The sequence below is a fragment of the Duganella sp. GW821-FHT07F09 genome (assembly GCF_059418705.1).
In genome coordinates this window covers 90,328-110,360 of record NZ_JBWKQJ010000011.1, presented here as the reverse complement: position 1 = coordinate 110,360, position 20,033 = coordinate 90,328, and the positions used below count along the sequence as shown (strand labels likewise).

The window sequence follows — 20,033 nt, the reverse complement described above, 5'->3', positions numbered from 1 at the left end:
AAAACATGAAGCTCTCCAAACTGCTCGCCACCGCCTGCCTCGGCGCCTTGCTCACGGCCCAGGCCTACGCCGCGGACGCCAAGAACGCGCTGGTCCTGATGACCGACTTCGGCACCTCCGACGGCGCCGTCTCGGCCATGCACGGCGTCGCCTTCGGCGTCGACCCGACCCTGCAGGTGTCCGACCTGACCCACAACATCCCCGACTACGACATCTGGCTCGGCGCCTACCGCCTGTACCAGACCGCCAACTACTGGCCCAAGGGCAGCGTGTTCGTCTCGGTGATCGATCCCGGCGTCGGCACCGCCCGCAAGTCGGTGGTGCTGAAGACCAGGGAAGGCCGCTACTTTGTCGGCCCCGACAACGGCCTGTTCACCTTGATCGCCGAGCGCGACGGCGTGGCCGAACTGCGCGAGATCGACGAAAAGGTCAACCGCCTGGCCGGCTCGGCCGAGTCGTACACCTTCCACGGCCGCGACGTCTACGCCTTCGTCGGCGCGCGCCTGGCCTCGGGCGCCATCACCTACGAGCAGGTCGGCCCGGTGCTGCCGAGCGAATCGGTGGTCAAGATCCCGTATCAGAAGGCCGTCCGCAAGGGCAACACCATTCGCGGCATCATCCCGGTGCTCGACGTCAAATACGGCAACGTCTGGACCAACATTCCGAAATCGCTGTTCGACGAACTGAAGATCGGCGTGCATGAGCAGGTGCAGGTGCGCATCCTGCACAAGGGCAAACAGATCGACAAGGTGATCGCGCCGTTCGAGCACACCTTCGGCGGCGTCGCCAAGGGCAAGCCGCTGGTCTACCTCAACAGCCTGCTGGACGTGGCGATTGCCATCAGCCAGGGCAACTACGCCGCCAAGCACAAGATCGAATCGGGCGTGGAGTGGGAAGTGGAGATCACCAAGGTGCCGTCGAAATGAAACGCGGCCTGCTGGCACTGGCTTGGGCGCTGTCGCTGAGCGCGGCGGCCGCGCCCTGCCTGCCGACCGCCGATCTGATCGAGCGCGACCGCCAGTACGAGGAAGCGCTGCGCGTCGGCGACGTCGCCTTCCTTGACCAGTGGCTGGCCGACGACTACGTCTGGGTGCACAACCTGGCGTCGCAGACGGAAGGCAAGGCGGTGGTACTGGAGCGTTCGAAGAAACCCGCCGTCGTGCACAAGTCGCGCACCACCAGCGACGTCCACGCCCACGCCGGCGGCGACACCGTCGTGCTGCGCGGCCTGAGCACGGTCGAGCAGTGGAACGCCGACGGAAAAACCTGGCGCAGCAACCGCTACCAGTTCATGCGCACCTACGTCAACGTCGGCGGGCAGTGCAAACTGCTGGCCGTGCAAACGATGAAGGTGTGGTCGAGCGAGACAAAGTGACTTAGCGGCGATAAGAAAATAGTTTTCTTGGCAGCATCAAGACAGCGAACTGAGTTACCATCTTATCAACTCAACTTTGCCGATACCATCGTTCATGACCGTCCACAAAAAGCATCGTCTCAATCTCCTTCCTTTGGCGTTCGCAGTGTTTGCAACGCCATGCTTTGGCGCCACCGACTGGAGCGCCATCGCCCAGGCTGACATGAAGTTCGCCATCGACAAGGTGCGCAGCAGCCATGCGGGCAACGTGAGCGGTCAGATCGATGTCACCGCGCCGCTCGAGGCCGGCGCGCGAACCGGCATGCTGGAAGCGGCCGACGCCCAAACCGAGCAGGACTACAAGCGCGCGCTGGTGCGCTTCATCAACGGCTTCGGCGATCCGCACACCGGCATCCAGCTCGATCTGACGACCAAGGCCTGGACCGGCATCGTGCTCGATCACGTCGACGGCAAATTCCGCGTCCTCTGGTCGGAACCGAACTGGCCGCGGCCGCTGCCGCCGCGCGGCGCCATCGTGCAAAGCTGCGACAACGTCTGGATCGGCACCTACCTCAAAAGCAATGTCGCCCCGTTCAGCAACCACAGCCTCGAGTACGACACCACGCTCAGCGACCTTGCCCGCAAATCGATGTTCGACGTCGGCCTCGGCTGGACGCCAAAGCAATGCGTCTTCCAACAGGCCGACGGCACCACCCGCCAGTACGAGCTACCGCTGCGCGCCGTGGACGATGGCATCGGCGCGCAGCGCATCGACGCCGTGCGAAAAAGCTACCAGGCCAAGGCGCGGCCAGTCGGCCTGTACCGGCTGGCGGCGGACAAGCAATGGGTCGGCATGCCCGACTTCAACGGCGGCATCTCGGGCGATGCTTACACTAAACTGTATCCACAACTGGCCGCGCTCAAGAAAAACGGCTGGATCGTCTTCGACCTTCGCGGCAACGGCGGCGGCGATTCCAGCTGGGGCAACCGCGCCCTGCAGGCGTTGTACGGCGAGGCGTACGGAGAGCAACTGGGCAACACGGCGGCCTACGTCAAATCGGTGATCGCCGACCAGGCCACCATCGACCTGTACCGGCGATATGCCAGCCTCGAACAGTTCGCCGCCTCCAAGCCGGAGTTTGAACGAGTCATCCCGATACTGGAAGCGTCGTTGGCCAAGCACGAAGGGCTGGCGCGGGTCGACCACACCAGCAAGGAGGACGCCACCGCCCTCGCCGCCAAGGTCCGCCGCCGGCCAGGCGGTCCGCGCGTGGCCGCCGTCATCGATCGCGGCTGCTTCAGCTCCTGCATGAATTTCGTGCAGCAGATCTCCTCGATGGCTGACACGGTGCTGCTGGGCGAACCGACGATCGGCTACTCGCCGTACGGCGAAATCGGCCAATACAAGCTGCCTAGCGGCCAAGGCAAGATCTTCGTGCCATCGGCGATCTATACCGCCTTCCAGGCCACGCGCGAACCCTTCATACCGGCGGTGCGCTACGACGGCAACATGGCCGACGACGACAAGCTGATGAAATGGGTGAACAACACGCTAACGCGTATGACGACAAACAGCGCAAAATAGACTCTGGAACCACGTAGGGCGGATTAGCGCAGCGTAATCCGCCAAGCTCAGTTCGCGGCTCCGGCAGAACCGTGCGCAGCACGACTATCCTCCGGCGCCTGCGCACGCTCAACCAATCCATAATCCCTTATCACCCCCGCGATGCGCAGGCGATAATCGGCAAACACCCCCGCCCTGCCCTGCGACTGCGCGGCGCGATGCTCCTCGGTATTGCGCCACAGCCGCACCGCCTCCTCATCGCGCCAAAACGACAACGACAGAATCTTGTCGGGCCGACTCAGGCTCTGAAACCGCTCGATCGAAATAAAGCCATCGATCCCGGCCAGCAGCGGCGCCAGCTCAGCCGCCAAGGCCAGATACCGTTCCCGCGTGTGGCTATGTGGAACAACCTCAAAAATAACGGCAATCATGACCGTCCCTCCGGTCCAACATTAAAAAACTCCGGTAACCGCGCGTTGGCGGATGGCCGATACGCCCAACCAAGTCCCGCCCGCCCGAGCGCCACAGGCCGCGCCAACAAATACTGAAGCGCGGCCGTAGCGATAACCAAGGCCAAACGCTGCCCCGGACAAGCATGTCGCCCGTGTCCAAAGCCAGGCAGCGGACGGTCCTCCCGTTCCAGCAGAAACACATCCGGCTGCACATAAGCCCGCTCATCGCGTCCGGCGGCGGCTAAGACCAGCAAGACCACGTCACCCGGCTGCAACATCACGCCCGTTACGCTGGTCGCCTGTCCGACAAACCGCCGCGTGTTCTGCACCGCAGGATCGAAGCGCGCCACCTCCCGCACCAACGCCGCCGCCAGTCCCGGCTCGGCGCGCAGCCGCCGCTCCAATCCAGGCTGGCTGAGCAAAGCCACGACGCAATTACCGATCAGCCCGGCGGTAGCTTCATGGGTTTGCGACAGCAGACCAACAAGGTTGGCGACGACCGCCTCCCGCCCGGTCCAGCCGGTTTCGGCGGCCTGCCGGCACACCTCGACCAGCAGCGTGCCCGGCACCGACGAACCTGATCGCACCAGCTCGGCGAAACGCCCATTCAGCGACCGCGCGGCCGTATCGGCCTCGGCCAGTTGTTCCGGCGTCGACAGCGGCGATAGGCACCGTACGAACTCCGCCAACCACCGCGTCACCGGCGGAAGTTCCGCATGACCTATTCCCAGCAGATCGGCCACGACACAGGTGGGCAGGTCGAACACCCAGCGCGTGAAGGCGGCGCCATCGGCCAGGGCATGGCGCTCCTCCAGCATGGCCGCCAACCGGCAGGTTTTGTCGGCAACGACGGCCAGGTCCACCCCGGCCAGCGCCTGCCCGATTGCGCGCTTGGGGCCGGCATGCGCGGCGCCGTCGTTCATGCGAATCAACCGGGCGAAAACGGCCCCGGCGTCGCCACCGGCGATGGCCCGTGGCACGGGCTCGGCGACAGGTCGCACCAGACAGTGCGGATTGTCGAACACTTCTTGAATGACGTCCGCCCGGCTGGCGACCCACAGCCGCACATCGGCGTCGAAAGACAGCGCGGGACCCGCCAGCAATTGGCGGTAATAAGGATAGGGATCGGGATGACCGGCGGCGGCAACGGCGTTGGAGGGATGCATGGGCGTTTTCTGATGACGAGGGCAGCGCGAGTGCCGCCCGGGAACGCCCATCTTAGGGATTGCCGGCGGCGGACACTTCGCTCCGCACCGAATCGTCGCCGCCGTGCCGCGTTATTTCGCGTCCGCGTGCTCGTAGCTGAAGATGCGCGACACTTTCCACTCCTTGCCCTGCAAGATCCACAACTGCGTGAACAGCGCGCGCCCGGCCAGGAACTCAGGTTTGTCCTTGGGCAGGACGATGAACTGGTGTTCGCCGGTCGACAGATAGCCGTAGATAACGTCGTCCTTGCGCATCGGGAAAAACTTCACGGTACCGGCAATCGCTTCGCGGCGCAGCGTATGGTCGCCGGTGCCCATCTCGCTGTTGACGGCGGCCAGCGCCTTCTTGCCGATCAATGTACCGCCACGGTCATGGTAAAACTCCACATCGTCGGCCAGGAAGGCGTTCATGGCGACCGGGTCGGCGCGGTTGTAGGCGGCCCAGTAAGCGTCGTCGGCTTGCCGGACGGCGGCCTCCGCATCGGCCGGCTTCGGCTCGGCGGCCACCACATGGCCTTGCGCTACAAAAAATATCAATGCCAGAAGAATCGAACGTAAGACCATTATTTCCTACCCCTTATTTGCGTTTGATCTTTGGAAAGCGCAGCTTGTAGTGCAGGCCCATGCCCGGCGCGCTCGCCACCTTGATGGTGCCGCCCAGCGCGCCCGTCACCAGGTTGAACAGGATGTGCGCGCCCAGGCCGCTGCCGCCCGAGCCGCGCTTGGTGGTGAAGAACGGGTCGAACAACTGCGCCAGGGTGCTTGTGTCCATGCCGACGCCGTCGTCGCTGTACTCGAAGACGACGAAATCGCCATCGAGCTTGCCGGTGATTTTGATCTTGCCCGACTGGCCCTCCTCGTAGCCGTGCACCAGCGAGTTCATCACCATGTTGGTGACGATCTGCGACACCGCGCCGGGGAAGCTGGCCATCTCGATGCGCTCCTCGCAGTCGATCTCGATGGCGATCGGCTTGCCCTTGAGCTTGGGCTGCAGCGACAGCAGCACCTCGTCCAGATACTTGCGCAGGTTGAAGCTGCGGATATCGTCGGACGACTGGTCCACCGCCACCTGCTTGAAGCTGCGCACCAGCGCCGCCGCCCGCTGCGTGTTGGTGGTCATGATGCGCAGCGACTGGTCGACGATGTCGAGGAATTGGTTCAGGCCGTCCTCGTCGAGCACGCCCGCCGCCATGTCCTCGCGCGTCAACTTCAGTTCCTCCACCAGGTGGCTGGTGGCCGTCACGCAGATGCCCAGCGGGGTGTTGATCTCGTGCGCCACGCCGGCCACCAGGCGCCCCAGCGAGGCCAGCTTCTCCTGCCGCACCAGCTCGCCCTGCGCGTCCTTGAGCGACGTCAGCGCGTTTTCCAGCGCCGCGTTCTGCTCTTCGAGCGCGTCCTTGGCGCGGCGGATCTCGCGCTCGGCCTGCATGCGCGCGATCGCCACCGCGACGTGGCTGGCCATGAAGGCCAGGATGTCCAGATCGCCCTGGCTGTACGTGACGGCGGCGTCGTAGCTCTGCACGATGATCACGCCATAGGCCTGGTCGCCCAGCAGCATCGGCGCGCCCATCCAGCTGGCGATATCGACATTGCCCAGCGGTTGGGCGATATCGCCGGCGGCCACCAGCGCGTTCAAGCCCGCCTTGTCGAGCAACGCGGCCTGCTTGCGCCGCAAAATATAGGACGACATGCCGACGCCGAAATCGAAGCGCTTGACCGGCGCATGGTCGTCCTTTTCATCGACAAAATACGGGATGCTGATTTCCTCGGTGTCCGGATGATAGATCGCGATCAGGAAGTTCTGCGCCGGCACCAGCTCGCTGATGATGTCGTGCAGCCGCGTGTTGAGCGCGCTGCCGCCGGTGGTCGTGGCCGACAGGTTGGCCAGTTCGTACAGCGCGCGCTGGATTTTCTCGGCGCGGCGCCGCTCGCCCACCTCGTGCGCCAGCAGCGCGGTGCGCTCCTGCACCGCGCGCTCGAGCCGGTCCATGCTCTGCAAGCCGCGCAGCGCGCTCGAGACGTGGTTGGCGATCAACGCGAACAGCGCCTGGTCCTCCTGGCTGAAGGTGTGCTGCTTGTCGTAGCTTTGAATGACGATCGCCCCCAGCACCTGGTTGTTCTGGTCCAGCAGCGGACAGCCCATCCAGTGCTCGGCGATGGTGCCGATGCCGAAGCCGGCGTCGGCCTCGAGTCTGGCGACGTGTTCGGCCTCGGTCATGACCAGCGGCTTGCCGCTGAGGATCACCGCCGCCGTCGGCGACTTGCCGGCCACCAGTTCGCTCAACTCGCCGGGGTCGGGCGGCTCGTCGACCTCGTCGACGTAATAGACGAAGCGCACCTGGTTGGCCGGTCCGTCGTGGTCGCTCAAGGCGACGAAGAAATTGGCCGCGTACATGATGCGGCCCAGCGCCGCGTGCACGGACTGCAAAAACTCGCTGATATCGGTGCAGGTGCTCGATTTCTGTCCGATTTCGAGCAACATTGTCTGAACGGCTTCAAGACGGGTGAGACGACTTTCCATCGAATTTCCTAAGTGGGATTGATGCACATAGGAAATACTATCAGGTCAATGCGCCAACAGGCCAGCGCTTGTCGCAGAAAGCAACGCTCCGGCCGTCGTTTATGCGCGCTCAGGGCTTTTTGTAGCCTTTTTCGATCCACGCCCCGGCGCTCGTCACGCTGAGCTTGAAAGTCGGGGGCACGCGCACCTGGGCGATTTGTTCGCCATAGGGGTCGAACGCGGTCAGGGTGGCGTAGGCGTCGTCCTCGTCCGGCACGATGTCGAGCGCGACCTTGACCTGGCCGTCGTCGGTGCTGACGAACACGTTCTTGTGCAGTTGGGCGTGCAATTGCTGCTCGTGGCGGCGGATCACCTCGTTGGCGGTCTTGACCAGGGTGTTGAAGGCGTTGACGTCGAGCGGCTTGGGGTTTTTCTTGTCGCGGCCCATGGTCCAGGGGCCGACCAGCGCCGGTTCCGGCTCGCCGTCCTTGATCATCGCGACGGCCCAGCCTTCATCGTCGTCGTTCTTGATCACGCGCGCGGTCCAGCCATTGCCTTGCCACACGCGCGCCTCCTGGATCGGGGCGTCGTCGTCGGGCTGTTCGTCGAAATCGTCTGGATAGTCGTTGCTCATGCTTGGGCTCGTGTTGAATTGGGGTCGGGGGTGGAATCATAAGCGGCCAGCACCCGAACAACAATAGCAACTCGATATGGATGAGCAATCTCCCGCGCCGACACGCCGGCGCGCGCTCCGGACGATGTCAGAAACGGTTCAGCAAACGGCGAGGCAAGACATGCACGGCCGTGGTGGCGGCGCGATCGGCGGGCGCGGCGGCGTGACGCGCGGATCGATGGCCGGTTGCGGCGTCTTGTAGCTGAACGGCGTGATGATGATAGGCGGTATGGTCGGCGGCGCCGATGGCGGACCTTTCGGGCCTCCGCCGGAGCGTTGCCGTGCGCTGCGTTGGCGCGTGGTCCGATTCAGTATCGAAGGTAGCGATTGACCCTCGCTTATTGCAAGCCATGCCATGGTAAAACCCTCCGTGCGCAAGTCAGGTTATCAGTATAGGCAGGGATATCTTTAAATCAAGGAACAATCGGCCTTTTGTTTCCTGATCGACCATCGGTTTTCGCCACCCTCGCGCGCCCCGCTCGTCGCCGCCCGGCGTCGTTCCATCCCGCAAATCCGCCGGTCTGTCGCAATCCGATGGCCGGCGAAGGTGCGCGCCGCTACAGTTCGACCATGCCAAAGCAAAACGGCAAACGAACAACACACCACCAAGGGATAGATCATGGACAGCAAACTCGGCAAAACCAGCAAAACCAAAAAAGTCGTACTCGGCCTCTTCATCGTGCTGCTGGCGGTGTCGGTGTGCCAGGCGGTCTTCGGCGACGGCATGACCGTCAACCTCGACGGCGATGAAGTGGGCGGTCCGTTCGGCGCCTTGCTGGGCATCGTGCTGGGCGCCGGCGGCCTGCTGATCGCGGCGCTGGCGATGACGTGCGCGGCGGTGTTCGTCGGCCTGGTGTTTGCCGGGGTCGGCATCGTCATGGTCAGCGCGCTGGTGCTGGCCGGCGTGCTGCTGGCGGCGGCGATCTCGCCCCTGCTGCTGCCGCTGCTGATCCCGGTCGGCCTGTACTGGTACTTCAGCAGCCGCTCCCGCAAGCAGCGCCTGCGCGCCACGATGGAACACGCGGTCTGATTAGTTCAGGTTATGTATGAGCCACACGGAGACACGTAGGGCGGATTAGGCGGCACGCCGTAATCCGCCAAGCTCCGTCGGCGGCTCACATATGGCGGATTACGCTACGCTAATCCGCCCTACGTACCACCGTTGTCAAGTTACGTTTGCAGCTCCGCTTTACCGCTTTCAACCGGAAGCGGCCGGGACCTGAACTCCCGGCCGATCCGCCTCGACATCGATCAGCACCACCCGGTTACGCCCGCCGCGCTTGGCTGTGTACAACGCCTGGTCGGCCCGCACCAGGGCCGCGTCCCCGCCCGGCTGCCGGCCCCGCATGACCGCGATCCCGATGCTGACCGTCACCGTCAACTGCAAGCCGTCGCCCAGGCACATCGGCGTCTCGGCGATGCGCTGGCGCAGGCGGTCGGCGAACACCGCCGCCTTGCCCAGCGTCGCCCCCGGCAGCAGTATCGCGAACTCCTCGCCGCCGATGCGCCCGCGCATATCGATCTTGCGCTGATCCTGCCGCATCAACTCGCTCAATTGGCGCAGCACGGCGTCCCCGGCCGCATGGCCGTATTCATCGTTGATGCGCTTGAAATGGTCCAGGTCCAGCAACAGCACCGCCGTGCAGGCGCCGATGTCGCGCTGCAGCCGCTCCTGTTCCTCGGCCAGCCGGTTCATGAACTCGCGCCGGTTCGGCAGCCCGGTCAGGAAATCGGTGGTCGCCAGCACCCGCAGCTCGTCGTGCATGCGGCGCTTTTCGGTGGTGTCCAGGGTCGAGACGATGACGAAGTCCAGGCTGTCCGTGTGGCCCGGCATCACCAGCAAGGTCAGCTCGTTGAGGCGGCTGACGCCGTCGAGCCGCTCGAAGCTGCCCTCGCAGGAAAAGAAACGCTCGCCGCGCACCAGCGCCGTCACCGCGCGCGCGAAGCCGGGCATGGCCTCGGCGTCGAAGTTCTGCGCCAGGGTGATCCGCGACACGTCCTTGTCGCGCGGCTCGACGCCGATCTGCCGCAACGCCGAGGCGTTGACGTCGAGGATGCGCACCAGCGACGCCAGCCGCCGCACCTGGCTCGGGTTGGCGCTCAGGTAGCGCTCCATGTCGTCGACGCCGGACTGCGCCAGCTCGGCCAGCGCGGCGCGCACGGCCGACCAGTCCTGCTCCCACAGCGCCACCGGCGCGTGGTCGTACAGGCTGCGGAAGCGCGCCTCGCCGGCGCGCACCGCCTCGGCCGCCTGCGCCTGCTCGACGGCGATGCCGGCCAGCCGCGCCGCCTGCTCGATCAGCGCGATGTTGGCGATGCTGGGCAGGCGCGCCTCCGGGTGGAACACGGCAAAGCGGCCCAGCACATTGCCGCCGGCGCCGAAGATCGGATCGGACCAGCACGACCCGAGCCGCGCCTGCACGGCCAGGTCGCGGTGCTCCATCCACGACGGCGCGTTGCGGATATCCTCGACGATCACGCGCCCGCGCGTGCGCACCGCCTCGCCGCAGGCGCTGTGCGGCGCGTGCACCGACATGCCGTGCACGGCGGCGATGAAGAAGGCCGGCAGGCTGGGCGCGGCGGTCACCATCAGGCGCTCGCCCGATTCGTCGAGCAGCAGCACGCAGCACATCAAATCCTCGTTGTCGGTCTCGACGCCCTTGACCACGCTCTCGAGGATGGTCTGCAACGGTGCGCCGGTGGCCAGCAATTCGAGCACGTGGCGCCGGGTTTTTTCGCGCCGCTCGGTGTGGGTGCGCTCGGTGATGTCGCGGAACGACCAGATGCGCGCCGGCTCGCTGCCCAGCCGCAGGCCGCGCGTGTACTGTTCGATCACCCGGCCGTCCTTCAGGCGCAGCAACTCGTGCTGGGCCTCCACCGGCAGGCCGCGCTGCACGCCCGGCAGCAGCATCTGCTGCGCATCGTCGAGCCCCAGGCCGCCGTCGGGATGGTATAGCTGGTCGCGCATATGGCGCATCAGCACGGCGCCGTCGCTTTGCCAGTCGAGGCACTCGGGCACGTTCCACAGCTCGCGGAAGCGCCGGTTGGAATTGAGCACCGAGCCTTTCAGGTTGTCGACCAGGATGCCGTCGATGGTCGAATCGAGAATGCTGCGCAACATCGCCTGGCTGCTCTGGGCGCTGTCGGCCAGCACCATCAGCGCCGCCTGGCCGTCCTTGAGCTCCCCGGCCAGGATGCGGCTGCGGGCCAGCGCCCGGTGCGCGCGCACCCGCGCCCGCGTCAGCATCCATGCGACCCACGCGGCCAGGGCGCTGAGCGGCACGCCGAACCCGGCGATCCTCAGCGCGCGATCGACGCGCGCCGACTTCCCCGGCAGCAGCGAGATGCGCAAGGTCCAGCGATGGCCGGCAATGGCGATCTGCTGCACGCTCGAGCGCAAGGTGGTGCTGGCGGCCGGCGCGCTGTCGTACATGCGCGCCTCCGGCGTCACGCGGTCGCCGTCGTAGATCTCCACGTCCAGCGCGGCGGTGCGGGCGTTGCCCAGCCCGGCCATCAGATCGCCGACCCGGAACGGCGCGAACACCCAGCCCTTGATGGCGGCGCGGCGCTCGCTCCAGCTGCGCACCGGCTGGCCGGCGTTGTACAGGGGCAGCATGATCAGAAAGCCGGCCTGCGGCCGCTTGCCTTGGTCCTGCACCAGGCCGACGCGGCCGGTCATCGCCGGCTGGCCGGAATCGCGCGCCTGCTCCAGCGCCGCGCGGCGCACCGGATCGGAAGCGGAGTCGAAGCCGATCGCGCGGCGGTTGCTTTCATTGAAAGGTTCCATGTACACGGTGGGCGCGTACCACGGGCGCTTGCCCGGCGGGACCAGGCGGTAGTGCGGATAGTCGATGCGCCGCACCAGGGCCTCGTGCGCCTCGCGCTGGCCGGCGTCGACCAGGCGGATGTAGCCGATCGCCTGCACGCCGGGGAAATGGCGGCCCAGCTCCTGCCCGGCCAGATAGGTGTGGAATTCGGCGCGGTCGACTTCGAGCGAGCTGTAAAACAGTCCCTGGACGCCGTACAGTATCTGCACATAGGTCTGCATGCGCTGGTCGAGCTGGTTGACCAGTTCGCGCACGCGGCCGTCGAAGTCGGACTGGGCCTCCTGTTCGGCGTCGGCGCGCGCGCCATGCCACAGCACGGCGGTGACTCCGAGGCTGCCGGCCAGCACCAGCGCCGGCAGCACGCGCTGCGACAACAGGGCCTGCGCCACCCGGCGCAGCTGTGCCTGGATATCGGCCATGTCCGGTTAACCCGTGACCTGCAACTGGTATAAGTACGACATCAAGGATTTGTCCCTGGCTAAGTTGCAATCGCTAACGAACTCGGCCTTATCCTAACAGGGTCCAGCCCAAAATGACAATCAAAGCGCTGTGCCGATTCATAACACGTGGTTAGTGGTAAAAAAACCATAAAATCATTTATATCAGGATGGTTTTCACTCAATAATGATGGCGCGACAAGCGCGGCGGCCACGGGGCCGGCGCGGGTTTGTCGACCAGGCAATGAGGAGCACCACCATGGCTGCATACGCGATCGGTTCTTTAACGCTGCACAACACGGACTGGCAACAGGAATATGGCACCCGGATGCCGGCGCTGATTCAAAAACACGGCGGCAAGATATTGGCCAAGGCCCCCACACAGACGCTGGAGGGCCAGCCGGTGTTTCCCGGCATCGCGGTGCTGATCGAGTTCCCCTCGGAGGAACATGCCAGGGCCTGGAACGACGACCCCGAACACGTTCCGCTCAGGAAACTGCGCAGCGGCGGCGCCAATTTCGATCTGGCGCTGGTGAACGGGGTGTAACCAAAAAGCGGGCGTCGGGATCACCCCTCGGTGCCGGCGAACTGCCGATACCCGCGCGCGCGCAGCTCGCACGCCGGGCAGGTGCCGCAGCCATAGCCCCAGTCGTGCAGCGCGCCGCGCTCGCCGAGGTAGCAGGTGTGCGTGCCGTCGCGGATCAAATCGACCAGCGGCTGGCCGCCCAGCTCCCGCGCCAGCTCCCAGGTCTGGCGCTTGTCGCGCCACATCAGCGGCGTCTCCAGCTTGATGCGCGTGTCCATGCCCAGGTTGAGCGCCACCTGCAACGCCTTCATGGTGTCGTCGCGGCAGTCCGGATAGCCGGAGAAATCGGTCTCGCACATGCCGCCGACCAGCACCGTCAGGCCACGCCGGTAGGCCACCGTGGCGGCCACCGTCATGAACAGCAGGTTGCGGCCCGGGACGAAGGTGTTGGGCAGGCCGTTGGCCTGTGTCTCGATGGCGATATCGTGGGTCATCGCCGTCTGCGAGATCTTTGAGATCAGCGACAGGTCGATCATGTGGTCCTCGCCCAGTTTGGCGTCCCAGTCGGGGTTCTGGGCGCGCAGGCGCGCGATGACGTCGGGACGCACGGTCAGCTCCACGGCGTGCCGCTGGCCGTAGTCGAAACCGATGGTTTCGACGCGGGCATAATGTTTCAACGCCCAGGCCAGGCAGGTGGTGGAATCTTGTCCGCCGCTAAAGAGCACCAGAGCGGAATCGGTAGGCAACATGAGATTTTCTTTCAGGTGTGACACGATGTTATATGTACGCCATCTTTAAGGGCAATCCGGTAACATGGCGCCTAGCGCACACCCTGATGGAGTCTCATGTTACCGGCATCGCCAGCAAAAAAATTGGCAAGATCACGAATTTTGGCACAACTCGCGCCAAAAGTATCTTGCCGCTATGCAGCATTTACACTGTTACTGGCCTTCGCGACGGGCGCCGTGATGACTGCCGGTCCCGCTCAGGGACAAACCACCGGACAAACCACGGGGCAAGCCACCGACCAAGCGCCTGACCAAACGCCGGCGCCGTCCTCCACCCCGGCGCAGGTCCAGGCCGCCCCGCAACCGGAAGCGAAACCGGCCTCCCCCGCCCCGGTGGTCTCGACCGGCATCAAGTACACGGTCAACATCGATGCGCCCGAGGAGCTGGAAGAGCTGCTGGAGAAAAACCTCGATCTGATGCGTTTTCGCGGCAACGCCCGCATGAACCGCGAGCAACTGTTCAGGCTGGTGCGCACGACCCCGGAACAGATCCGCACCCTGGTCGCCACCGCCGGCTATTACTCGCCCGAGGTCAGCGTCAAGCTCGATCGTGACGCGACGCCGCTGGTGGTGCAGGTCAAGGTCGCCCCGGGCGAGCCGGTGCGCGTGGGCGAGGTCGAGATCGTGCTGCAAGGTTTCCCGCCCAACCCCGACCAGCGCGCCAGCAATCAGTTCAACCCCGACGCCCTGAGGGGGACCTGGCCGCTGAAACGCGGCGAGATCTTCCGCCAGGACGACTGGGAAGCCTCCAAGCGCGCGCTCCTGCGCCAAGTGGTGCAGACCCGCTATCCGCGCGCCCAGCTGCTGGAGAGCCAGGCCACCATCGATCCGGAAAGCCGCCAGGCCAACCTGCGCGTGGTGCTCGACAGCGGCCCGGAACTGCGCTTCGGCGAACTGCGCATCGAAGGCCTGAAGCGCTACCCGGAATCGGTGATCACCAATCTGAACCCGATCGATCCGGGCGACTATTACAGCGAGTCGGCGCTGCAGTCGTATCAATCGCGCCTGCAGGACACCGGCTATTTCAGCAGCGTGGAGGTGAGCGCCGACATGAGCGCCATCCTCAACGAGCAGCTGGAGGCGGCCGCCGCGACCACCCCGCCGCCGGGCGCGGACGCCGCCGCCGCGGCCGTTCCCATGCCGCGCTCGGACAACGCGGCGTCGATGGCGCCGCTGCCGCTGCTGGTGCGCGTGACCGAGAACAAGCGCAAGAACGTCAGCGCCGGTCTCGGTTACAGCACCAACACCGGCAACCGCGCGTCGCTGACCTATGACGACCTGGCCATCTTCGGCCTGCGCCTGAAAAGCGCGCTGACCCTGGAAACCAAACGCCAGACCGCGCGCGGCGACTTCTACTTCCCCGTCACGCCGGAAGGCTACAACCATAGCATCGGCGCCTCCTACGAGCGCAGCGACATCGAGGGCGAAGTCACCGCGGTGACCAGCATCGCCGGCAAGCGCGCGTGGGGCACGCCGCTGCTCGAACGCAGCATCTCGCTCGAACTGCTGACCGAGACCAAGACCGTGCAGGGCCAGGAATCGGTCACCAGCAAAAGCTTGCCGCTGACATATGCCGTCACCTGGCGCAAGGTCGACAACCTGCTGATGCCGACCAAGGGCTACGCGCTCAACGCCCAGGTGGGCGGCGCGCTGCTGCCGATCCTGACCGACGAGGCCTTCGTGCGCGCCTACACACGCGGCATCTACTACCTGCCGTTGAACACCACCTCCAACATCATCCTGCGCGCGGAAGTCGGCGCGCTCGGCTCGCGCAGCAAGGTCGGCGTGCCGGCCGTGTACCTGTTCCGCGCCGGCGGCGACCAGTCGGTGCGCGGCTACGCCTACCAGGAGCTGGGCGTCAAACAGGGCGACGCCACCGTCGGCGGGCGCTATCTGGCCACCGCCAGCGCCGAGTACCAGTACTGGTTCAAGCCGCAGTATGGCGCGGCGGTCTTCTATGACGCCGGTAACGCCGGCGACAGCTTCAGCGCCCTGCATCCGAAATCCGGCTACGGCATCGGCGCGCGCTGGAAAAGTCCTGTGGGTCCGATCAACGTCGATGTCGCGTACGGACACGCGGTTCAAAAATATCGTTTGCACTTCTCGCTGGGATTCACCTTCTGATGGCCGACCATAACAACACCGAGCAGCCGGGCGGTCCCGATTCCGCTGTCGCCTCCCCCCGCCCGCGCCGCTGGCCGCGCCGCGTCCTGATTTCACTGGCGGTGCTGGTCGTGCTGCTGGCCGGGGCCTTCTGGCTGCTGGGCCGCGAATCGACCTTGCAGCAACTGGTCGCGCGCGTCTCCAAGGCCAGCGGCGGCAGCATCGCCGTCACCGACGTCAGCGGATCGCTGTACCACCGCATGCATATCGGTAAGCTGGTCTATCGCGGCAAGGACAGCGTCATCACCGCGCAGAACATCGACATCAACTGGTCGCCGTTGCAGTACTTCTCCGAAGGCCTGGCCATCAGCGAACTGCACGTCGCCGCCCTGACGGTGCAAAGCCTGGGACCGTCCGAGCCGGCCAAGATGCCCGAATCGCTGGCAGCGCCGTTCCGCCTCAGTCTTTCCGACGCCCGCCTCGACAAACTGACCTTGGTCAGCGAAACCGGCACCAACGTCATCGAAAACGTGCGCTTCGAGCTGTATGGCGACAAGACCAGCTGGCACTTGCAGGAGGCGTCGGCCAAGACGCCGTTCGGCAACGCCAAGGCCGACGTGACCATCGCCGCCGACAAGCCGTTCGCGCTGCAGGGCAAGGCGTCGCTGACCCAGACCATCGTCCCCGCCGCCAAACCGGCCGCCGGCGCGAAACCGGTGCCGACCGCCGATAGCGCTACCGCCATTCCCGCCCAACTGAACGTGACCGCCGGCGGCAGCCTGGCGCTGCTCAACCTCAAGGCACAGGGCGAAGCCGGTGCGGCCAGCGGCGACGCCACGCTGTCGCTCGCGCCGTTCGACCCGATCATCCTGCGCGCCATCGACCTGACCGCGCGCGACGTCAATCCGGCCGGCTTCGAGGCCGGCCTGCCGCCGGCGAAGTTCAACCTCAAGATCACGGCGGCCATCACGCCGGACCAGAAGCTGTCCGGCCAGTTCGCGCTGGTGAACCAGGACAAGGCCGGCCCCATCGACCGCGAGGCGCTGCCGCTGCAAATCTTCAGCGGCCGCCTGGGCGGCACCCTGACCGCCTCGCTGCTGGAAAACGTGCTGCTCGACCTGGGTGCGGCCGGCCACTTCACCGGCGGCGGCGACGTCCAGCGCAAGGGACCCGAGGCGGGCATCGATGTCGCCAACTTCAAGCTGCACACCGATCGCCTCGATCTGAGCCACCTGCACACCAGCGCCAACAAGACGACGGTGGCCGGCGACATCGCGCTTTCCAGCACGCCGACCAGGCAAACCCTGAACGCCAACCTGGCGCAGGCCGGCCTGAAGCTGGACGTGCAGGCCACGCTGGCCGACGCGCTGCTGCAACTGCGGCAGGCGCGCCTGCAAGCGAAAAAAGGCACGATCAGCGCCACCGGCCAATTGAGCCTGAAGGACAAGCAAGCGTTCAGCGCCAAGCTGCGCGCCGATCATTTCGATCCATCCGCGCTGGGTGCCGGCTTCCCGGTCGCCGACTTGAACGCCGACGTCAACGCCAGCGGCGCCATCGCGCCGGCATGGCAGGTCGCGGCCGACTTCCAGATCAAACCAAGTAAATTGTTCGGCCAGCCTTTGACCGGCAACGGCAAACTCAACGCCGACGCCAGACATATCAGCGGCGTCGACGCCAAGGTGACGATGGCGCAGAATAACGCCGAGATCACCGGCAGCTTCGGCGCGCCGGGCGAACAGCTGCGGTGGAAGGTCGACGCCCGCCAGCTGTCGGCCGTCAGCAGCGACCTGCTGGGCGCGATTCAGGCCAGCGGCGTCGTCACCGGCACCATGCAGGCGCCGCGCAGCAGTTTCGAGGCCGACGCCAAGGGACTGGGACTGGCCTCGGCCAAGCGCCCCGCGCCCGATAGCCTGATCCACGCCAGCGGCAACGTGGCGCTGGCCGGGGCCAAGAAAATCCCCGAAGTCAAAATGAACGGCACCGTGCAGCGCCTCAACCCGGCCGCCTTCGGCGCGGCGCAAACGGGCGCCATCAACGCCACCTTCACCGCCGACGCGCAACTATCCGCCGACTGGCGCGCGGGCCTGAACCTGACCTTGCAGCCGTCCACGCTGGCCAGCGCGCCGCTGACCGGCTACGCCAAACTGACGGCCAGCAAGGACGAGATCCGCGACGCCGACATCGATCTGCGCCTGGCGACCAACCGCTTGCTGGCCAAGGGCAGCTTCGGCAGCGCGCTCGATAAACTGGAGTGGAAGCTGGAGGCGCCGCAACTGGCCGCGCTCGGACCGCCGTTCGGCGGCGCGCTGCGCGCCAGCGGCACGCTGTCGGGCACCAGCGCCCGTCCGGCGATCTCGCTCACGCTCGACGGCAGCGCCCTGCGCCTGCCGGGCCAACAGCAGATCGCCGCCATCCGTGGCAGCGCCACGTTGGGCAACACGGTGGCGATGGCCGCCTCCGCGCCGGCCGCCGCTTCCAACGGCGCCCGCCGTGCGGCCAACCGCGAAGGCAATAGAGACCCCATGGCCGACGTGCCGCTGGTGAGCGACATCGAAATCACGCTCTACGAATCGCCATCGATCAAGATCGACAAGGCGCGCCTGCAAACCAGCGGCAGCCGCAGCGGCCACACGATCGACGTCAGCGCCAGCAATCCGCGCTTCGACGCCTCGCTGCGCGTCAAGGGCGCCTGGGCCGACGACGCCTGGACCGGCACCATCGACTCGCTGCAAAACAAGGGCCGCTTCGCGCTCAACCTCGTCGCGCCGGCGCCACTGCGCCTGGTGGCGCCGGACGGCAGCGGCGTCGCCGGTTTGACGCGTCCCGAGAAAATCTCGCTGACCAACGCCACCATCAAAATCCGCGACGGCGCGATCCGCATCGACAGCGTCGAGAAAAACGGCGGCGCGTGGCGCAGCAAGGGCCAGGCCAACGCCGTTCCGGTCAACTACCTGGGCCAGCTGTCCGACGCCTGGCGCGAGAACGTGCGCGGCAATCTGACCATCGGCGCCGATTGGGGCCTCAATCTGCAGGCCGGCACCAAGACCACCGCCCCGGTGCTGGGCGGCTCGTTCCACGTGTTCCGCGAACAGGGCGACCTGACCATCATCGGCGCCGACCTGTCGCAGGCGCTGGGGCTGACCAAGCTCGATGCGCGCGTCGACGTCAACAACGGCACCCTGCGCACCCAGCTCGATGTCGACGGCACCCGCGTGGGCCAGGCCCGCGCCGACGGCAGCGCGCAGCTGCGCGAAGGCCGGCTGGCCGACGACAGCCCGTTCACCCTGGAGGGCAACGCCAATATGGGTTCGCTGGCCTGGCTCGCGCCGCTGGCCGGCCAGCCGGGACTGGAAATCGACGGCACCCTGAAGCTGGCCATTTCCGGCAGCGGCACCTTGGGCGCGCCGCAACTGAACGGCGACATCAACGGCGACAAGCTGGTGGTCAACCTGCCCGACGAAGGCATCAAGCTGCGCAACGGCGTGCTGCAGGCGCGCCTGGCCGGCGACCAGCTGCAGTTGCAAAAGCTCAGCTTTGACGGCGCCGAGGGCCGCGCGCTGGCCGACGGCTGGATACGTTACGCCGGCAACGAGGCGACGATGGCGCTCAAGCTAACCGCCGACAAGCTGGAAATCCTGTCGCGGCCCGACCGCATCCTGGTCGTCAGCGGCCAAAGCTCGCTGACGCGCGACGCCAAGCGCTTCCAGCTCGATGGTAAATTCCGCGCCGACCGCGCCAACATCGAGCTGGCCGGCGAAGGCGGGCCGACCATCAGCAACGACGTGGTCATCGTCGGCAAGGGCGCGCCGCAGGCCAAGGCCGCGCAAGGCATGCCACTCAATGTCGACGTCGAAGCCGATCTTGGCGATTCGTTCAAGCTGCAAGGCAAAGGGCTGGACGCGCGGCTGGCGGGCGCGGTGCGCATCCGCATCGCCGACCGCCGGCCGCCAAGGGTCAACGGCAGCATCCGCGTGGTCGACGGCACCTACGCGGCGTACGGCCAGAAGCTGGCGATCGAGCGTGGCGTGATCAACTTCACCGGCGCCTACGACAATCCGGGCCTGAACATCCTGGCGGTGCGCCGCCGGCCTGAGGGCGAGCAGCTCAGCGAGAGCAATGTGGAAGCGGGCGTGGAGGTGCGCGGCACGGCGCTGGCGCCGGCGGCCAAGCTGGTGTCGACGCCGACGGTGCCGGACAGCGACAAGCTGTCATGGCTGGTGCTCGGCCACGGCATCGAGAACACGGCCGGCAACGACATGGCGCTGCTCAGCACCGCCGCCGGCGCGCTGTTCGGCGGCAGCGGCGGTGGCGGCACGGGCAAGCTGGCCGGCAAGCTGGGATTGGACGAACTGGGTGTGGGACAGGCGTCGGGCACGTCGTCGGCCGGCGCGGCGACCGGGTTGCAGAACACCGTGGTCACGATCGGCAAACGCATCTCGTCGCGCGCCTACCTCAGTTTCGAGCAGGGCGCGGGGACGGCCACCAGTCTGGTCAAACTGCGCTACAAGCTCAATCCGCGCATCACCTTGCAGTTCCAGACCGGCACCAACAACGCGCTGGACGTGCTCTATACCTGGGCGTTCGATTGATCAGGAGGAGCTTGA

General features: G+C 66.1%; 14 protein-coding genes. 7 read left to right on the top strand and 7 right to left on the bottom strand.

Annotation, left to right across the window (positions count from 1 at the left end; genetic code table 11):
• Positions 1-5 precede the first annotated feature (5 nt).
• The 3 genes from AC07P1_RS26140 to AC07P1_RS26130 all read left to right on the top strand — a co-directional run bounded on the left by AC07P1_RS26140 (position 6) and on the right by AC07P1_RS26130 (position 2,939).
• Entirely contained in the window at positions 6-926 is a 921-nt protein-coding gene (locus AC07P1_RS26140; RefSeq protein ID WP_494698578.1) for an SAM hydrolase/SAM-dependent halogenase family protein, read from the top strand.
• The gene (locus AC07P1_RS26135) at positions 923-1,375 is read left to right on the top strand and encodes a nuclear transport factor 2 family protein (RefSeq protein ID WP_494698577.1); all 453 of its coding nucleotides are present in this window, start codon (positions 923-925) and stop codon (positions 1,373-1,375) included. Before AC07P1_RS26140 ends, AC07P1_RS26135 begins: the two co-directional genes overlap by 4 nt.
• A 145-nt stretch (positions 1,376-1,520) precedes the next feature.
• Positions 1,521-2,939, top strand: coding sequence for a hypothetical protein (locus tag AC07P1_RS26130; protein ID WP_494698576.1), 1,419 nt, complete (start codon positions 1,521-1,523; stop codon positions 2,937-2,939).
• Between the two features lie 47 nt (positions 2,940-2,986).
• Here AC07P1_RS26130 and AC07P1_RS26125 read toward each other — a convergent pair whose 3' ends face one another.
• From AC07P1_RS26125 to AC07P1_RS26105, 5 genes are all read right to left on the bottom strand, one after another.
• Positions 2,987-3,349 carry an antibiotic biosynthesis monooxygenase family protein gene (locus tag AC07P1_RS26125; protein WP_494698575.1) on the bottom strand — a complete coding sequence of 121 codons (363 nt, stop codon included), beginning with the start codon at positions 3,347-3,349 and terminating at the stop codon, positions 2,987-2,989.
• Entirely contained in the window at positions 3,346-4,536 is a 1,191-nt protein-coding gene (locus tag AC07P1_RS26120; RefSeq protein WP_494698574.1) for a cytochrome P450, read from the bottom strand. Before AC07P1_RS26120 ends, AC07P1_RS26125 begins: the two co-directional genes overlap by 4 nt.
• Before the next feature lie 111 nt (positions 4,537-4,647).
• Positions 4,648-5,112 carry a nuclear transport factor 2 family protein gene (locus tag AC07P1_RS26115; protein ID WP_494698573.1) on the bottom strand — a complete coding sequence of 155 codons (465 nt, stop codon included), beginning with the start codon at positions 5,110-5,112 and terminating at the stop codon, positions 4,648-4,650.
• A 40-nt stretch (positions 5,113-5,152) separates the two neighbouring features.
• Positions 5,153-7,096: a GAF domain-containing sensor histidine kinase gene (locus AC07P1_RS26110; protein WP_494698572.1), complete on the bottom strand. Its 1,944-nt coding sequence runs from the start codon at positions 7,094-7,096 to the stop codon at positions 5,153-5,155.
• Between the two features lie 109 nt (positions 7,097-7,205).
• Entirely contained in the window at positions 7,206-7,709 is a 504-nt protein-coding gene (locus AC07P1_RS26105) for a hypothetical protein (protein WP_315215529.1), read from the bottom strand.
• A gap of 658 nt (positions 7,710-8,367) precedes the next feature.
• Here AC07P1_RS26105 and AC07P1_RS26100 point away from each other — a divergent pair.
• On the top strand, positions 8,368-8,778 hold the full coding sequence (locus AC07P1_RS26100) for a hypothetical protein (protein ID WP_494698571.1): 411 nt from the start codon (positions 8,368-8,370) through the stop codon (positions 8,776-8,778).
• Positions 8,779-8,946: 168 nt separating this feature from the next.
• Here the strand turns inward: AC07P1_RS26100 and AC07P1_RS26095 are convergent, their stop codons facing one another.
• Positions 8,947-11,994, bottom strand: coding sequence for a sensor domain-containing diguanylate cyclase (locus tag AC07P1_RS26095; RefSeq protein ID WP_494698570.1), 3,048 nt, complete (start codon positions 11,992-11,994; stop codon positions 8,947-8,949).
• Positions 11,995-12,271: 277 nt separating this feature from the next.
• Here AC07P1_RS26095 and AC07P1_RS26090 point away from each other — a divergent pair, with 277 nt between their 5' ends.
• Complete coding sequence (locus AC07P1_RS26090) at positions 12,272-12,559, top strand: DUF1330 domain-containing protein (RefSeq protein ID WP_494698569.1); 288 nt, start codon at positions 12,272-12,274, stop codon at positions 12,557-12,559.
• 20 nt (positions 12,560-12,579) lie between these two features.
• Here the strand turns inward: AC07P1_RS26090 and queC are convergent, their stop codons facing one another.
• Positions 12,580-13,287, bottom strand: a complete 708-nt coding sequence (gene queC, locus AC07P1_RS26085; protein WP_494698568.1) for a 7-cyano-7-deazaguanine synthase QueC — start codon at positions 13,285-13,287, stop codon at positions 12,580-12,582.
• 219 nt (positions 13,288-13,506) lie between these two features.
• Between queC and AC07P1_RS26080 the strand changes: the two genes are divergently transcribed.
• Both AC07P1_RS26080 and AC07P1_RS26075 read left to right on the top strand, forming a co-directional pair.
• On the top strand, positions 13,507-15,450 hold the full coding sequence (locus AC07P1_RS26080; protein ID WP_494698567.1) for an autotransporter assembly complex protein TamA: 1,944 nt from the start codon (positions 13,507-13,509) through the stop codon (positions 15,448-15,450).
• Positions 15,450-20,018: a translocation/assembly module TamB domain-containing protein gene (locus tag AC07P1_RS26075; protein WP_494698566.1), complete on the top strand. Its 4,569-nt coding sequence runs from the start codon at positions 15,450-15,452 to the stop codon at positions 20,016-20,018. The genes AC07P1_RS26080 and AC07P1_RS26075 overlap by 1 nt, the downstream gene beginning before the upstream one ends.
• Positions 20,019-20,033: the final 15 nt, after the last annotated feature.

Coding starts and splice junctions, on each gene's coding strand:
- AC07P1_RS26080 (WP_494698567.1), top strand. CDS start 13,507: ATGACTGCCGGTCCCGCTCAGGGACAAACCACCGGACAAACCACGGGG.
- AC07P1_RS26075 (WP_494698566.1), top strand. CDS start 15,450: ATGGCCGACCATAACAACACCGAGCAGCCGGGCGGTCCCGATTCCGCT.
- AC07P1_RS26090 (WP_494698569.1), top strand. CDS start 12,272: ATGGCTGCATACGCGATCGGTTCTTTAACGCTGCACAACACGGACTGG.
- AC07P1_RS26095 (WP_494698570.1), bottom strand. CDS start 11,994: ATGGCCGATATCCAGGCACAGCTGCGCCGGGTGGCGCAGGCCCTGTTG.
- AC07P1_RS26110 (WP_494698572.1), bottom strand. CDS start 7,096: ATGGAAAGTCGTCTCACCCGTCTTGAAGCCGTTCAGACAATGTTGCTC.
- AC07P1_RS26105 (WP_315215529.1), bottom strand. CDS start 7,709: ATGAGCAACGACTATCCAGACGATTTCGACGAACAGCCCGACGACGAC.
- AC07P1_RS26135 (WP_494698577.1), top strand. CDS start 923: ATGAAACGCGGCCTGCTGGCACTGGCTTGGGCGCTGTCGCTGAGCGCG.
- AC07P1_RS26140 (WP_494698578.1), top strand. CDS start 6: ATGAAGCTCTCCAAACTGCTCGCCACCGCCTGCCTCGGCGCCTTGCTC.
- queC (WP_494698568.1), bottom strand. CDS start 13,287: ATGTTGCCTACCGATTCCGCTCTGGTGCTCTTTAGCGGCGGACAAGAT.
- AC07P1_RS26100 (WP_494698571.1), top strand. CDS start 8,368: ATGGACAGCAAACTCGGCAAAACCAGCAAAACCAAAAAAGTCGTACTC.
- AC07P1_RS26120 (WP_494698574.1), bottom strand. CDS start 4,536: ATGCATCCCTCCAACGCCGTTGCCGCCGCCGGTCATCCCGATCCCTAT.
- AC07P1_RS26125 (WP_494698575.1), bottom strand. CDS start 3,349: ATGATTGCCGTTATTTTTGAGGTTGTTCCACATAGCCACACGCGGGAA.